General features: G+C 63.3%; 13 protein-coding genes. 7 read left to right on the top strand and 6 right to left on the bottom strand.

The window, feature by feature from the left end:
* Window positions 1-36: 36 nt before the first annotated feature.
* The 6 genes from KO538_RS23390 (at window position 37) to KO538_RS23365 (ending at window position 4,355) form a co-directional block, all read left to right on the top strand.
* Window positions 37-951 carry an NAD-dependent epimerase/dehydratase family protein gene (locus tag KO538_RS23390; RefSeq protein WP_219329802.1) on the top strand — a complete coding sequence of 305 codons (915 nt, stop codon included), beginning with the start codon at window positions 37-39 and terminating at the stop codon, window positions 949-951.
* 108 nt (window positions 952-1,059) lie between these two features.
* Window positions 1,060-1,341: a hypothetical protein gene (locus KO538_RS23385; RefSeq protein WP_175560504.1), complete on the top strand. Its 282-nt coding sequence runs from the start codon at window positions 1,060-1,062 to the stop codon at window positions 1,339-1,341.
* Between the two features lie 2 nt (window positions 1,342-1,343).
* Window positions 1,344-1,727: a LiaI-LiaF-like domain-containing protein gene (locus KO538_RS23380; RefSeq protein ID WP_034755139.1), complete on the top strand. Its 384-nt coding sequence runs from the start codon at window positions 1,344-1,346 to the stop codon at window positions 1,725-1,727.
* On the top strand, window positions 1,717-2,532 hold the full coding sequence (locus tag KO538_RS23375; RefSeq protein WP_219329801.1) for a LiaI-LiaF-like domain-containing protein: 816 nt from the start codon (window positions 1,717-1,719) through the stop codon (window positions 2,530-2,532). Before KO538_RS23380 ends, KO538_RS23375 begins: the two co-directional genes overlap by 11 nt.
* A 6-nt stretch (window positions 2,533-2,538) precedes the next feature.
* Window positions 2,539-3,615, top strand: coding sequence for a sensor histidine kinase (locus KO538_RS23370; protein ID WP_070304186.1), 1,077 nt, complete (start codon window positions 2,539-2,541; stop codon window positions 3,613-3,615).
* 11 nt (window positions 3,616-3,626) lie between these two features.
* Entirely contained in the window at window positions 3,627-4,355 is a 729-nt protein-coding gene (locus KO538_RS23365) for a LytTR family DNA-binding domain-containing protein (protein ID WP_070304187.1), read from the top strand.
* Here the strand turns inward: KO538_RS23365 and KO538_RS23360 are convergent.
* From KO538_RS23360 to KO538_RS23350, 3 genes are all read right to left on the bottom strand, one after another.
* A complete protein-coding gene (locus tag KO538_RS23360; RefSeq protein ID WP_219329800.1) occupies window positions 4,341-6,605 on the bottom strand; it encodes an ATP-dependent DNA helicase in 2,265 nt (754 codons plus the stop codon). The two genes, KO538_RS23365 and KO538_RS23360, sit on opposite strands and share 15 nt — an antisense overlap.
* Window positions 6,602-8,254 carry a VRR-NUC domain-containing protein gene (locus KO538_RS23355; protein WP_219329799.1) on the bottom strand — a complete coding sequence of 551 codons (1,653 nt, stop codon included), beginning with the start codon at window positions 8,252-8,254 and terminating at the stop codon, window positions 6,602-6,604. The genes KO538_RS23360 and KO538_RS23355 overlap by 4 nt, the downstream gene beginning before the upstream one ends.
* A gap of 86 nt (window positions 8,255-8,340) precedes the next feature.
* A complete protein-coding gene (locus tag KO538_RS23350; RefSeq protein ID WP_070304190.1) occupies window positions 8,341-9,045 on the bottom strand; it encodes an SMI1/KNR4 family protein in 705 nt (234 codons plus the stop codon).
* 156 nt (window positions 9,046-9,201) lie between these two features.
* On the opposite strand from KO538_RS23350, the gene KO538_RS23345 reads away from it, so the two are divergent.
* The gene (locus tag KO538_RS23345) at window positions 9,202-10,431 is read left to right on the top strand and encodes an MFS transporter (protein ID WP_219329798.1); all 1,230 of its coding nucleotides are present in this window, start codon (window positions 9,202-9,204) and stop codon (window positions 10,429-10,431) included.
* Between the two features lie 131 nt (window positions 10,432-10,562).
* On the opposite strand, the gene phaP is transcribed toward KO538_RS23345, so the two are convergent.
* From phaP to KO538_RS23330, 3 genes are all read right to left on the bottom strand, one after another.
* Window positions 10,563-11,174, bottom strand: coding sequence for a TIGR01841 family phasin (phaP, locus tag KO538_RS23340; protein WP_070304192.1), 612 nt, complete (start codon window positions 11,172-11,174; stop codon window positions 10,563-10,565).
* Window positions 11,175-11,282: 108 nt separating this feature from the next.
* Window positions 11,283-11,477 (bottom strand): hypothetical protein, encoded by a 195-nt coding sequence (locus KO538_RS23335; protein ID WP_034755105.1) that lies wholly within the window; start codon window positions 11,475-11,477, stop codon window positions 11,283-11,285.
* 46 nt (window positions 11,478-11,523) lie between these two features.
* A complete protein-coding gene (locus tag KO538_RS23330) occupies window positions 11,524-13,764 on the bottom strand; it encodes an ATP-binding protein (protein WP_219329797.1) in 2,241 nt (746 codons plus the stop codon).
* Window positions 13,765-13,808: the final 44 nt, after the last annotated feature.

Here is a 13,808-nt window from a genome sequence, read left to right as displayed (position 1 = left end):
GTGATTGACAGCAATCTAACCAGACAGGAGTGAAGCATGAAGATTTTCTTGACAGGCGCGGCAGGTTTCATCGGCAGTTCCATCGCGGCGGGCCTCGTGAGCGCCGGCCACCAGGTGACGGGCCTCGTGCGCAAGCCAGAGCAGGTGGCCGAGCTGGCCACCATCGGTGTGTTGGGCGTGCACGGCGATTTGAACGACCGCGCATTGCTCATCGAGCAGGCGAAGGCGGCGGACGCCGTCATCAATGCGGCCAGCAGCGACCACCGGGGCGCCGTCGAGGCGATCCTTGAAGCGCTGGCCGGCACCAACAAGGTGTTTCTGCACACGAGCGGCTCGTCCATCGTGGGCGATGCGTCGGGCGGCGAGGGTACGGAACAGATTTACTTTGAAGACAAGCTGCCGGCACCGACGGCTGACAAGGCGGCCCGGGTCGCCATCGATGACCTGGTGCTGGCCAGCGCAGGCAAGGGCGTGCGCGCGAGCGTGCTGTGCAACACCCTGATCTACGGCCACGGCGCCTTGCCGCGCGACAGCGTGCAATTGCCCCGCTTATTGAAACAGGCGCGCAAGAGCGGCATCGTGCGCCACGTGGGGCCGGGCCGCAATAGTTGGTCCAACGTGCACGTCGACGATGTCGTCAGCCTGTATCTGCTGGCGCTGGAAAAGTCGCCGGCCGGCACGTTTTACTTCGTTGAATCGGGCGAAGCGGCTTTCCGCGACATGACGGCCGCCATCGCCACCGCACTGGACCTGGGACCTGCGCAGGACTGGCCGCTGCCGGAAGCGATTGCCGAATGGGGCTACGAGATGGCTTCCTACGGCCTCGGCTCCAACAGCCGCGTGCGCGGCGAGCGTGCACGCAAGCTGCTGGGCTGGCAGCCGCAGGGTCCGTCCGTGCTGGAGTGGATCGAGAACGATATGCTTAAGCCGCCGCACGCCACCGCCGGTTGATGCAGCTCAGCAAAACCGCACCAGTGTGCGCTAGCGAACGGTGCTGTTTTGCGATCGGGAGTATGATGGCTTTGCTTGGTTGAGACGCACTGCCGTGAAGTTGGCGGCATGTTCGATCTTCCAGCAGGTCAGCCGGTCGCCTCAAGGATCGGCACCAGATTTCCGCCGCCGGCGCCGTTTGCGCTCTGCGGCTGTGCACTGCAACTCCAGGTCGCGGTGTGTGCTGCGAACCCCTTCAAGGCCGGCCTAGCCGGTCTTTTTTTTGCCTGTTTTTGGCTGTTGTTTCTGCCGTTGCGCCATTCACCGCCACCTGTCCGCCATTCGCCGAAGCGCTGTTTTCGCGCGCCCGAAATCCGCGTATCTTTACGATCAACCAACTTCAAGGGGTGACCGTGAAACCTGAACCAGCGTATTACCGCCGTACCCAGCTGCTGTGGGGCGTGCTGCTGATCGCCATCGGCGCCATCATCCTGCTGGACCGGCTCGATGTGATCTATCTCCATGACTACTATGCACTATGGCATTATTGGCCAGTGATACTGGCCGTCTTCGGCCTCAACAAGCTGCTCACGCCCGTGTCCGCCAAGCAGGTGCTGAGCGGCCTGTGGCTGATCTTCTTCGCCGCCTGGTGGTATGTGTCGTATGAAGAACTGTGGAACTTGAATTTCTACAATAGCTGGCCCGCCTTGCTGATCGCCTGGGGCGTGGGCCTCGTGCTCGAACCGCTGTTGAACAAACATTTTATTGCCTACCGGGAGTCCGAGCATGAAAAATAGACCGCCGCTGCACTCGCCATCGCAGATCGTGCTGGGCGTCATCGTCATCGGCCTGGGGCTGCTGTTCCTGCTCGATAACCTCGGCTTCATCAATGTGCGCTATACCTTCCGCTTCTGGCCCACCATCCTCATCATTTTCGGCTTGCTGAAAATATCGCAAAGCCATTCCCGCTCCGGCTACATCGTCGGCGGCGTGATGGTCTTGCTGGGCCTGAGCTGGACCTTGAAAGCCATGGGCTTGTTCTATATCAACTGGAGCATGCTGTGGCCGCTGCTCATCATTGCCGCCGGCGTGGCCGTCGTGTCGAAATCCCTGCCTGGCGGGCGGCAGCGGCAGCGCCGCCGTCACTTTGCCGCGCCGCCCGATGCCAGCGCCGCGCCTGATGCATTCGGCCAGGCCCGCAATGGCGCCGTATCGCTCGACAAGGAAGTCGCTGGTGCCACTGCGGCGCCCGGTACCGGCGCCCAGGCGGACGACGACAGCATCATCGAAGTGACGGCCATCCTGGGCGGCTATGTGCGGCGCGTGTCGTCGCAGCGCTTCAGGGGCGGCGATATCAACGTCATCATGGCCGGCTGCGAAATCGACTTGCGCCAGGCATCGATCGAAGGCGAAGCCGTGCTCAACGTATTTGCCCTGTGCGGCGGCGTCACCATCAAGATCCCGCCCGACTGGAGCGTGGTCCTGCAGGGCACGCCCATCCTTGGCGGCTTCGAAGAAAAGACCATCGTGCCGCCGAACCAGAACAAGCGTTTGTACGTGACGGGCTACGCCATCATGGGCGGCCTGGAAATCCGCAACTAGGCGCGCATGTCCGGACCCTTGTCGAAGCGGCGCGGCGCCGTGGTGGTGTTCCTGGTCTGCATCGCGCTGGGCCTGGCCCTGGCCTCCATCTTGGCCAGGGTGGCGCACGCGCCCTGGCTCAATGCGATGCTGCTGGTGGTACCCGCCACGCTCGTGTATGCGATCGGCTCGGGGTTTTCCGCGTTTTATTTGTGCCGCGCCTATCCCTTGCACGCCCGCCATCCGTTCGCCATTGCCAGCGTGATGGGCGTGGCGGCCCTGTTCGCGGGCTTGCTGTGGGCGACCCTGCTGCAATTTTTGAACAGCGTCAGCCTGTTGACGGAACAGCACTGGCTGGGCGTGAACCTGACGCCATCGCTGCTGGCCCTGTTCTTCGGCCTGGGCGCGCTGCTGTATTGCCTGGCCGCCGCCGTCCATTATCTGCTGCTCGAATTCGTGCGTGCCAGGATGGCCGAGCAGCGAGGCCTGGAAGCGCAGCTGATGGCGCAGGAAGCGCAACTGCGCATGCTGCGCACGCAGATCGATCCGCATTTCCTGTTCAACAGTCTGAACTCCATCAGCGCCCTGACGTCTATCGATGCGGCGGGCGCGCGCCAGATGACGGTGCAACTGGCCAGTTTCTTTCGCCAGAGCCTGAGCCTGGAAGCGCACAAGCACATCACCGTGCAAGAGGAACTCGTGCTGATCCGCCACTTTCTCGCCATCGAACAAGTGCGTTTCGGCGCGCGCCTGCAGGTGGCGGAAAGCATCGACACTGCCGCGCTGGCGTGTCTGTTGCCGCCCATGCTGATACAGCCGCTCGTGGAAAATGCCGTCAAGCATGGTATCTGCGGCTTGACGGAGGGCGGCCTGATCGCCATCGAGGTCCGGCGCGCAGGCAGCTTGCTGCAGATCGCCGTGCGCAATCCCGTCGATGCGGATCAGGGGCCGGCGCGCGGCAACGGCGTGGGCCTGGAGAATGTGCGCCAGCGCCTGGCCGGTGCGTATGGCCACGAAGCGGGCGTGCATTGGGCGCGGCGCGGCGCGGCGTTTGAAGTAACGCTATCGATGCCGGCACAGACCGGCGACACGGAGGAAGCATGATGCAATCAAGAATGCGGGTGGCCATCGTCGATGACGAATTACTGGCGCGCAGCGTGCTGCGCGAATACCTGGCACGCCATGACGATATCGAGATCGTCGCCGAGTGCGCCAACGGCTTTGACGCCGTCAAGGCCATCGCGGAACTGGAACCGGAGCTGGTGTTCCTCGACATCCAGATGCCGCGCCTGGACGGTTTTGAAGTGGCCGAATTGATCGGCGCGAAGACAAAGTTGATCTTTGTCACGGCCTACGACCAGTACGCCTTGAAAGCGTTCGAATGCCATGCGCTCGACTATCTGCTCAAGCCGTTCAGCGAACAGCGCTTCGACCAGGCGCTGGCCCATGCGCGTGCCCACCGCAGCATGCCCGAGACTGTACAAACGCTGGTGCGCGAAGCGGCCACGCGCGCCGCGCCCCTCGACCGCGTGCTGATACGCGACGGCGCCAAGGTCCACGTCATCGCCAGCGCGCGCATCGACTACATCGAGGCGCAGGACGATTACATCAGCATCCGTTCCGAAGGCAAGTCCTATCTGAAAAGCCAGCGACTGTCGGAGCTGGAGACCCAGCTTGATCCCGCCAAGTTCCTGCGCGTGCACAGGTCGTATCTGCTCAATATTGACGGCATCCGCCGCATCGAGGCGGCAACGAAAGACAGCCACGTGGCCATCCTGCGCGATGACACGCGCATTCCCGTGAGCAAGGCGGGCTACCAGAAGCTGAAGTTACTGGTTGGCTAGCTGCACATCCCACCACGTGGGTAGCAGCTGGCGTATTTCCGGGCGCGAAAAACGGTCGTCGATCAGGTAGACGACGCCCTTGTCCGACTGCGTGCGGATCACCCGGCCTGCCGCCTGCACCACCTTTTGCATGCCCGGATACAGATACGTGTAGTCGTAGCCGGCGCCGAAGATGTCGCCCATGCGCTGGCGGATCTGCTCGTTGACGGGATTGATCTGCGGCAAACCCAGGGTGGCGATGAAGGCGCCGATCAGGCGCGCACCGGGCAAGTCGATGCCTTCGCCAAACGCGCCGCCGAGCACGGCAAAGCCGATGCCGCGCGTGTCCAGGCCGAAACGTCCGAGGAATTGCGCGCGGGCACTGTCATCCATGCGGCGCGGCTGTTGCCACAGGGGCACGTCCGGATAATGCTGGGCGAACAAGTGGGCCGTCTTTTCCATGTAGTCGAAGCTGCTGAAGAAGGCCAGGTAGTTGCCCGGCGTTTCCGCGTATTGCTTCGCCATCAGCTGGGCGATGGGCAGCAAGGAGGCGGCGCGGTGCTGGTAGCGCGTGGAAATCGTGTCGGCCACGCGCACGGACAATTGTTCCGCCTGGAATGGCGATTCCACGTCGACCCAGGCCGTGTCGGCCGGCATGCCCAGGGTGTCGCTGTAGTAATTCCACGGACTCAGGGTGGCGGAAAACAGGGCCGTGCTGTGGCTGGCCGCGAAGCGTTCCTTGAGAAACGGTGCCGGGACGATGTTGCGGATGCAGATGGTGGAACCCGTCTCCGTTTTGCTGACGTCGAATAGCGAATGTTCGCCGAAGCTTTCCGCCAGGCGGTTGATCAGCAGCACGTCGAAATAAAAGCGCTGCAAGTCTTCGTCCAGGGCCGTGGCATGTTCGGCCATGTAGTCGCCGATGGCCGTCGCCACGCCTTGCAGGGCGCCAAAGAATTTCTCGGGCAAGGCCGCATGCACGTGGTAATCGCCATCCTGCTCTTTCAACAAAGCCGTCCACTGGCGCGACAGGCGGTCGAGCGGCTTTTTCAAGGTGTCGGGCGCGAACTTGCGCAGCATCTTCAGGTCGATCTGCGCCAGTTCGGCGGTATACATGCTGCGCGCGCGCGACACCATATTGTGCGCTTCGTCGACCAGCACATTGACTTTCCAGTCGTGGGCCAGCGTCATGCCGTACAGCATGGCGCTGAGGTCGAAATAGTAATTGTAGTCGCCGATGACGACGTCACTCCAGCGCGCCAATTCCATGCCCAGGTAGTAGGGGCAAATACCTTGCTGCAAGGCGATGGCGCGCACGGCTTCCTTGTCGAGGATCAAACCGCTGGCCAGCGCCACTTCGCGCGCCAGTGGCAGGCGGTCGTAGAAACCCTTGGCCAGCGGGCACGATTCGCCATGGCAGGCTTTGTCCCGATGTTCGCAGGCGCTGGTCTTGGCGCTCAATTCCAGCACGCGCAAGGGCAGCAGCGGGGCGCTATCCTTGAGGATGGCGCAGGCGTCGAGAGCCATCTGGCGGCCGGGTACCTTGGCGGCCAGAAAAAACAGTTTATCGAGGCCATGCGCGGCCGTCGCTTTCAACATGGGGAACAGGCTGCCCACCGTCTTGCCAATGCCGGTCGGCGCCTGCGCCAGCAAGCCGCAGCCGCGGCTGCTGGCCTTGTACATGGCTTCGGCCAGCTGGCGCTGGCCCGGGCGAAAGTCCGCATGGGGAAAGGCCATGGCCGTGAGTTGTGCGTCGCGGCTGGCGCGGTGCGCCATTTCCTGCTCGGCCCAGTCGAGGAACAGCGCGCAATGCTGTTCGAAGAAGGTGCGCAGCGCCTCGGCCGTGCACTCCTCGTGCATGACGGTTTCCTTCTGGCTCACGATATCGAAATACACGAGCGCCACGCGCAGCATGGGCAAGTTCAGTTGCTGGCACAGCAAGTGGCCGTAGATGCGCGCCTGCGCCCAGTGCAACTGGCGATGGTTGGCGGGCATGGCGTCCAGTTCACCCCGGTAGGTCTTGATCTCTTCCAGCTGGCGCCGCGCCGGGTCGTAGCCATCGGCGCGGCCCCGCACGTGCAGGGGGCCGAAGTCGCCGCACAGGCTGATTTCACGCTGGTAATCATCATCGCGCCGGCCCGTCACGGTGGCGTGGCCGGCCATGCCTTCCTGCGCCGTGGGGGACGGTGTGAAACGCAAGTCCAGATCGCCCACCTTGGCCGTGAATTCGCACAGGGCGCGCACGGCGATGGTGTAAGTGTTGCGGCTCATGTGGCCGCCTGCCACTGCAGGTAGCACACGCTGACGGGCATGGCGTGTTCGGCGCAATACGCGATCCAGCGCAGCTGGTTGTCTTGCAGGCGGTCGCCGGGACCCTTGACTTCGATCATGCGGTAGCGCTGTTCCTGTGGCCAGAACTGGATCAGGTCGGGAAAGCCGCTGCGGTTGCTTTTGATGTCGAGCAAGATGCGCTCGAACGCCTTCTTCAGGTGGACTGCCGGGATGCAGGCCAGCGCCAGGTCCAGCAAGCCGTCGTCCAGCACCTCCCAGCTGACGAAGGGCGAGACGATGCCGTGCTTGGCGGCAAGCGTGGCGCGGATGGCCGCGTGGTAGCGGCCGTCGTCCAGTTGCGCCAGGCAGGCGGCAAAGTCCGTGCTGCGGCGCTGGTAAAAATCGGCGCTGTGCAAGTCGGCCGGGCCACGGTGGAACGGGTGGAAGAAGGCGCCCGGCATGGGCTTGAAGATGGCGGGCCAGCACAGCAGGCCGAACAGCGAGTTGATCAGGGTGTTTTCCACGTAATACACGGGCGCATCCTCCCGCATCAAATGCTGCTGCACCACGCCTTCCACGTAGCACGCCAGTTCCGGATAGGGCAGCAGCAGGTCGATGCGCTCCACGGCGGCGGCCGCATTGGCCGCCTGCTTCGCATGGCCCAGCTTGCGCCGCAAACGGGGCGCCATGCGCAGCAGCAATTGCTGTTCCGCCTCGCTTTCCGGCGCGGCCAGGGCGATCAGCAGGCGTTCGTAGGCCGCTTGCGGCTGCTCGTCTTTTTCCAGCACGCGGATGGCGCGGCCACGCGCGCCCGGATAGCGGCAATCGGCGTAGGCACGGTAGGCGGCCGGCCAGTCCTGGCATTTTTCCAGGTGCTGGGCGATCTGGAAGCGCAGCTTGTCGCGCCGGCTGGCCAGCCAGGTATTGTCCTCGGACAAGGGCAACGCAGCCAGTTCCTGCAGCACTTCGTCGGCCGGCACGCTGTCGTTGTAACGTTCGCGGCACTGGTGCAGCACTTCATAGTGCTCGATATCCTGGCGCGTGCGAAACCCGCGCGACTGCGGCGAGAATTCCACTTTTTCGTATTGATACACGCCAAGGTCGGACAGCACGAATTCCGACCAGTCCTGGTGATAGTTGCCAAAGTAAATCAGGCGCAGGCGGTCGCACAGCACTTGCAAGCCGATGCGGTACAGCACGTCGGTGCAGGCTGGATGCCAAGCGGAAAACGGTTTACTTTCCCCATGCTGCTCGCGCAAGGCGTCCAGCTGCTCGGCCTTGCGCGCCGCTTTCAGCGGGGCGGCGAGGGCGAAGGCCTGGACGATTTCTGCTTTCAGCAGCAGTTCGAACAGTTCATCGAGCGAGATCGCTGGATCAGCCTCGACCCAGCCCGTGGCCAGCAAGGGCAGGGCGGCCGCGCGCGCGTCGCCGATTTCCGGGTAATTGAGCTTGCTGGCGCGAAACAGGCAGCCCTTGCGCATGACGAGGCGCACGAACAGGGCGCGCGACGGCTGCGGCAGTGCGCTGAAGGCGGCGATGAACTGCGTTTCTTCAACGCTCAGCAGATCGGCGTAACGCGCGCTGATCCAGTTCAGCACGTCCTGGAAATTATCCAGATAGTACAGGGGATTTTCCAGGACTCTCAACATGGGGGGCAATAGGGCAAGGTGAACGGTTTTACTGTGTTTATATACAGTTTAAACCTTCAGCCGCCGCTTGCCCAGTGATTTTATGTTCAGTCAGCCGTGCTGTAGGCAAAATAGCTGTCGAACTTTTCACAGGGAATCAGTTCTGCGCGCAGGCTGGCCAGTTCTATATCGGTCAGCAATCCCCGATGCGTTTCCGTGCGTCCCTTCGGCAGCGCCACCTCGTAATCGATGATGTCCCTGGCCAGCAAGGCGTGCAACACTTCGGCTTGCCGCGCCGTCAGGTAGCGCGCGTGCGTGCCCAGGGTTTTTGCCAGTTGCTCCTTGAATGCTTCGTCGCTGACGTCGTTGTACGTATCCTGGTCCGCCATGCTGTTCAACAACATGTGAACCATGAAATCTTGCAGGTTTTTTGCCAGGTACTGGGCTTCATTCTCGTCATGCCACAGCAGCACGATGGGCATCTCGCCGTCTTGCTCGCTTGACGCGAAAAAGCAGTAGTGGTCGCCCGCACCCGTTTGCGCGAAAGGGATGAACTGGAAGGCGGGATCGATCTGCCGGTAATCGTCCGTATCCAGCAAGGTTTCCGCTTCCGCGGCGACGGCCTCGATGTTGAGCAATTCGAAATCATCCGCATGCAGCAGCAGGGTGGGCCGCTCCGTCAATGTGGGATAGACCAGCTTGTACCAGTCGGGGCCGTATTCGCCCACGGCCAGCATGCCGTCGCGCTCCAGCTGCCGATACAATGCGGGATAGGTGAAGCCGTGCTGCTGTTCAATTTCTGACAGTGTCATGTTTGCCCCGTTCAACGTGATTCGTGTGGGCATGATAGCCGAGGCCGTGCCTCGCACGCTTCACGGCAGCAACGATGGACATCATTAATAAACATTTAAGTTTGCTTATGTGGCATGGTCACGTATGCTTGCCAGACTAACATCCGCCGAACCCGCATGAAAAACATCATTCTGATTTCCGCCGCCTGTCTGCTGGCGCTGCTGTCGACCATCGGCGCCTCGCTGCCATATCCGATCCTGCCGCCCCTGTTCGCGGCCGAGGCGCCGAATGCCTTCAACAATTTCCTGGGCTTGCCGTCGAAATTGCTGTTCGGCCTGGCGTTGACCATTAACCCGCTGGGCTTGCTGATCGGCTCGGCCTTGCTGGGTCCCTTGTCGGACCGCTATGGCCGCCGTCCCTTGCTGATGCGTACGGCCGTGGGCGCCGCCATCGGCCACGCCATCACGGCCTGGGCGCTGGTGATCCAGTCCTACCCTCTGTTCATCGTGGCCCGTTTCATCACGGGTTTGCTGGAAGGGAACGGCGCCGTGGCGCGCGCCATGCTGGCCGACCAGTTGACGGGGCCGCTGCGCCTGCGCGCCATGTCGTGGCTGAACGGCGCGTTTTACCTGGGCTGGCTGGTGGGCCCGATCCTGGCGGGCGCGACCCTGCATTGGGGTGTGACGGTACCGTTCTGGATTGCCGCCGCCGCCCTGATGCTCGTCGCCGTGCTGGTGGCCGTGGGTTTACAGCGTGAAACGCCCTCGCTATTGACGACGTCGTGGTGGCAAGTGGCGCGCGACCGCCATTCGCTCAATTTGCTGCGCCATGAGGAACTGCGCACCCTGTTCATCGTGCAACTGGCGTTCACTTGCGGCGTGGCCAGTTTTTACGAGTTCTATCCGCTGTGGCTGGTCGAGACGGCCAATTACCATGCACAGGAGATTGCCTGGGTGAATGTGGGCCTGTGCGGCACGATGACCATCACGTCCTTGCTGGCGGGCGGTCCCAGCCGCCATGCGCCGCTGCTGCGGGCCTGCTGGTATGCGTGCGGCGTGGCGCTGGCTGTAGGGATCTTGGCGTTAGGTAATATCTGGGTGGGCATCGCCGCCATCGTGCTGTTCGGCATTCCGAATGCCCTGTACAACACGGTGATACAGGGCTGGTGCGCCGAGCGCTTCAGCGCACACGGACAGGGCGCCGTGATGGGTTTGCTGGCCACGACGTTTTGCATCGCCAACATCGTCGTCGCCCTCAGTGGTTCCGTGCTGACTCTGATCGATACGCGGCTGATCCTCGTCGCGGGTGCCTTGTCCGCCGCCTGGGCCGCGTGGCGCATGGCGGCCTGGCGCCGCCAGCTGGACGGCGCCGTCGAGGCGAAGGCATGCCAGGATTTCTGCAGCTAGGCTCAGGCTATTTCGGGGGGATGGGAGGGGGCGAATACCGGACCCTGCCGGTGGATTCTTGTAGGTGGTAGGTCGGATTAGCGCGCAAGCGCGTAATCCGACATCACCATTAACGCCAACAATGCGTAGGATTACTTTTTGGCAGCCTTCGGCTTGGCCGCCGGCGCTGCTTTTTCAGGCGCAGCAGTGGCACCGGTCGTGGCTTTTTCCGTGGCCTGCGCCACTTGCGCGCTGGCCTTGGCGATCTGCTCTTCGACGGTCTTCACGGCCTGTTTCGTGGCCTTGGTCACTTGCTCGTAGCCGAGGAAGGCATTGTCGATGGCGGCCTTGACGATGGCGACGGCGTTTTCCGAGCCTGGGGGCACGTTTTTCGTGACGTCGTAGATCAGGGCGCTCAGATTGCTTTTCGCTTCGGCCACGTGGGCTTCTGCGGCCGTGGTGAATTCCGTGTGGATTTCCTTGATGATGTCGTCGAGTTGCTGTTTATACGCTTTGGCGCCGGCCACGCCCGGTTGCAGCTGGGCAGCGGCGGCGGCCATGGCGGCCTTCGGATCCTTGGCCTGGCTGATTTCCTTGCCGGCGGCGATGCCATCCTCGATGCCGGACTTGGCGGTGGCCATGTTCAATGCCAGCACCTGTTCCACGCCTTGAACGGCCTTCGAGGTGAGGGTGTTGAAGGTCATCAGCTGGAATTCAAACAGGGCCTTGGTGGCCGTTGCGAATTGTTCGGGATTCGTAAACATGTGGTCTCCTCGGTTTGAATAGATACGTTCTTATCGTTCCATACTCTTTCGACGCCGCAATGCCATCGCTTGCAATCAAGCCGGTGCCCCCGTGTGGTCATGGCCCCATTATTTAACAAGCGCCGGTTTTTCGCAACGGCTATCTTTGTACGGTCCCGAGGCCAGTTCCCAGCCAAATCCCAGGGTCGATTGGGCGCACGACAGGGTGCCGTCGATCTTGCTGCGCCATTTGTACCAGGGGGCAGGTCCGGCCATTGCGCAGGCGCACACTGCCAGCAAGGCCGTGGCGATCAGGTATTTCATGGGTGCTCCGAAAGAATGCTTGCGGGCATTGTAGCGCGCTTGCCGTTCAGGGCGCGGGCGATTGCGGCGCCACGGCGGGCAGCTGCAGGGTGAAGGTGGTGCCGCTGGCGTCGCCCGTGCTGCTGGTGGCGTCGATATGGCCGCCCAGCACGCCCGTGATGATGTTGTGCGCCACATGCAGGCCCAGGCCCGAGCCACCGGAACCGAGCTTGGTCGTGAAGAAAGGGTCGTAGACGTGCACGAGATCGTCGGCGGCGATGCCCACGCCCGTGTCGGCGATGGACATGGTGATCGTCTTGCCGTCGTCGCTGCCGCGTGCCCTGATGTGAATGGCGCCGCCGCTGCGGCCCTCGAAGGCGTGGCGCAGGCAGTTTTCCAGCAGGTTGCTCAGCACCTGGCCCAGCGGACCCGGATAGCTATCCATGGCCAGGCCCTCGGGCACGTCCTGCGTCAGCGTCAAGCCGGCCGCCTTGAGCTGCGTGGACAGGGGCAGCATCAGCTCGGCCACGAACTGGCGCAGCAGGAAGTGGCGGCGCTGCGAGCTGGCGCGGTCGACGGCGATCTGTTTGAAGCTCGAGACGAGGTCGGCGGCGCGCTGCAGGTTGCGCAGCATGATGGCGTCGGCCTCGCTGGCCTGCGTCAGGTAGGCGCCCAGTTCGGAGCGGCGCAAGCCATCGAGGAAGCTGGCCTGGATTTCGCGCGTGCGTTCGGCCATCGTGGTGGCGACCACCAGGCCGTTGCCGATCGGCGTATTGAGTTCATGCGCGATGCCGGCCACCAGCGCACCGAGCGCGGCCAGCTTGTCGCGGCGCACCAGTTCTTCCTGCGTGATGGACAGGTTTTCCAGTGCGGCGGCCAATTCGCGGTTCGTCTGTTCCGAGTGTTCCTTGGCCTGCGTCAGGGCCGCCGTGCGTTCGGCCACCAGCTCTTCCAGGTGGGCGCGGTGGCGCTCCAGTTCGCGCTCGTGGCGCATGCGGCCAATCGCGATGCCTGCCAGGTCGGTCGCCGTGTCGATCAGCTCGAGGTCGCGCGCATCGGGCTTGCGCACCTCGCGGTAGTACATGGCGAAGGAACCGAGTACGGCGCCATCCTGGCCGAAGATGGGGCGCGACCAGCAGGCGCGCAAGCCGAACGGCGCGGCCAGTTCGCGGTAGGGCGCCCACAGCGGATCGCACATGATGTCGCTGACCACCACCGGTTCGCGCAGGAACATGGCCGTGCCGCAAGAACCCACGCCGGGGCCGATGGCCACGCCTTCGAGCAGGGCCATGTAGTCTGGCGGCAGACTGGGGCCGGCCGCGCTGTGCATGTGGACGCCGTCGTCGTCGAGCAGCATGATGGAGCAGAGCACGCCGCGCGACTGGCCTTCGATTAACAGCAGCAGCTGGTTCAGGGTCGGGATCAGCGGCGCGCCCTTGGCGACCATTTCCAGCAGGGCGCTCTGGCCCGAGCGCATCGCTTCGGCGAGGTTGCGTTCAGTCAAGTCGATGATGCGCGCATGCACGAGCTGGCGGCCCGGCACGGACAGGCGCATCAGCCGGATTTCGCAGGCGATCGGGCGGCTGTCGCGGTGGCAGCAGCTGGCGCGGAAGACGACGATCTTGCCTTGCAAGGTATCGCGGATCTTTTCTTCCAGCAGTTGCGGCGAGGCGCGGCCGTCACTCTGATGCTGGGGGAACAGCGGCTCCATGCCGCCTTGCAGCAGCTCGGCCAGCGGCATGCCGAATAATTCTTCGGCCAGATGGTTGGCGTCGATCAGCAGGCCGTTGTCGATATCGAACAGCAGCACGGCGTCGGGCGAGCCGGCCAGGATCGAGTGGTAATTGACTTCCAGCGTTTGCGGATGCAGGGGGCGCGGCGGCGTGGCCGCACGCGGCGCGGGCGCCTCGGCCTTGTGCAGCGCCAGTTCCATGAGGATTTTTTCCGCCACGTCGCGCGCGTTGAAGGGCATCTTGATGTAGTCGGAGGCGCCGGCGCCCACGCTGCGGCCCTGTTCCTCGGCGCTGGGCGTGGCTGACATCAGCAGCAGGGGCACGCTGTGGCGTCCGCCCGCATTGCGCAGGCGCATGCAGGTGGCGCCGATATTCGAGCCCGCCAGCGCCGCGTCGAGCAGGATCAGGTCCGTGCCGCCGGCCGCCAGTTCCACGCCTTCGTCGATATCGCCCGCCAGTCCCGTGCCCAGGTTATGCCTGTCCAGCACATACAGCAGTTCGCGCACATCGTTCGGCGAATTGCTGACCAACAGCACATTGGCCCGGTCGGTGATGGAAGAAATCAACTGGTTCATGGTGTCGCGCCCTTACGCGTTTCATGGGCCTAGTATTACATCAA

This window comes from Janthinobacterium sp. NKUCC08_JDC, assembly GCF_019345575.1.
GTDB lineage: Bacteria > Pseudomonadota > Gammaproteobacteria > Burkholderiales > Burkholderiaceae_D > Janthinobacterium > Janthinobacterium aestuarii.
This window is presented reverse-complemented; position numbering and strand designations above follow the sequence as displayed.

What these genes read in the sequence shown, in the direction of transcription:
- KO538_RS23390 (WP_219329802.1), top strand. Translation starts at nt 37, where the DNA reads ATGAAGATTTTCTTGACAGGCGCGGCAGGTTTCATCGGCAGTTCCATC.
- KO538_RS23385 (WP_175560504.1), top strand. Translation starts at nt 1,060, where the DNA reads ATGTTCGATCTTCCAGCAGGTCAGCCGGTCGCCTCAAGGATCGGCACC.
- KO538_RS23375 (WP_219329801.1), top strand. Translation starts at nt 1,717, where the DNA reads ATGAAAAATAGACCGCCGCTGCACTCGCCATCGCAGATCGTGCTGGGC.
- KO538_RS23370 (WP_070304186.1), top strand. Translation starts at nt 2,539, where the DNA reads ATGTCCGGACCCTTGTCGAAGCGGCGCGGCGCCGTGGTGGTGTTCCTG.
- KO538_RS23365 (WP_070304187.1), top strand. Translation starts at nt 3,627, where the DNA reads ATGCGGGTGGCCATCGTCGATGACGAATTACTGGCGCGCAGCGTGCTG.
- KO538_RS23360 (WP_219329800.1), bottom strand. Translation starts at nt 6,605, where the DNA reads ATGAGCCGCAACACTTACACCATCGCCGTGCGCGCCCTGTGCGAATTC.
- KO538_RS23355 (WP_219329799.1), bottom strand. Translation starts at nt 8,254, where the DNA reads ATGTTGAGAGTCCTGGAAAATCCCCTGTACTATCTGGATAATTTCCAG.
- KO538_RS23350 (WP_070304190.1), bottom strand. Translation starts at nt 9,045, where the DNA reads ATGACACTGTCAGAAATTGAACAGCAGCACGGCTTCACCTATCCCGCA.
- KO538_RS23345 (WP_219329798.1), top strand. Translation starts at nt 9,202, where the DNA reads ATGAAAAACATCATTCTGATTTCCGCCGCCTGTCTGCTGGCGCTGCTG.
- phaP (WP_070304192.1), bottom strand. Translation starts at nt 11,174, where the DNA reads ATGTTTACGAATCCCGAACAATTCGCAACGGCCACCAAGGCCCTGTTT.
- KO538_RS23335 (WP_034755105.1), bottom strand. Translation starts at nt 11,477, where the DNA reads ATGAAATACCTGATCGCCACGGCCTTGCTGGCAGTGTGCGCCTGCGCA.
- KO538_RS23330 (WP_219329797.1), bottom strand. Translation starts at nt 13,764, where the DNA reads ATGAACCAGTTGATTTCTTCCATCACCGACCGGGCCAATGTGCTGTTG.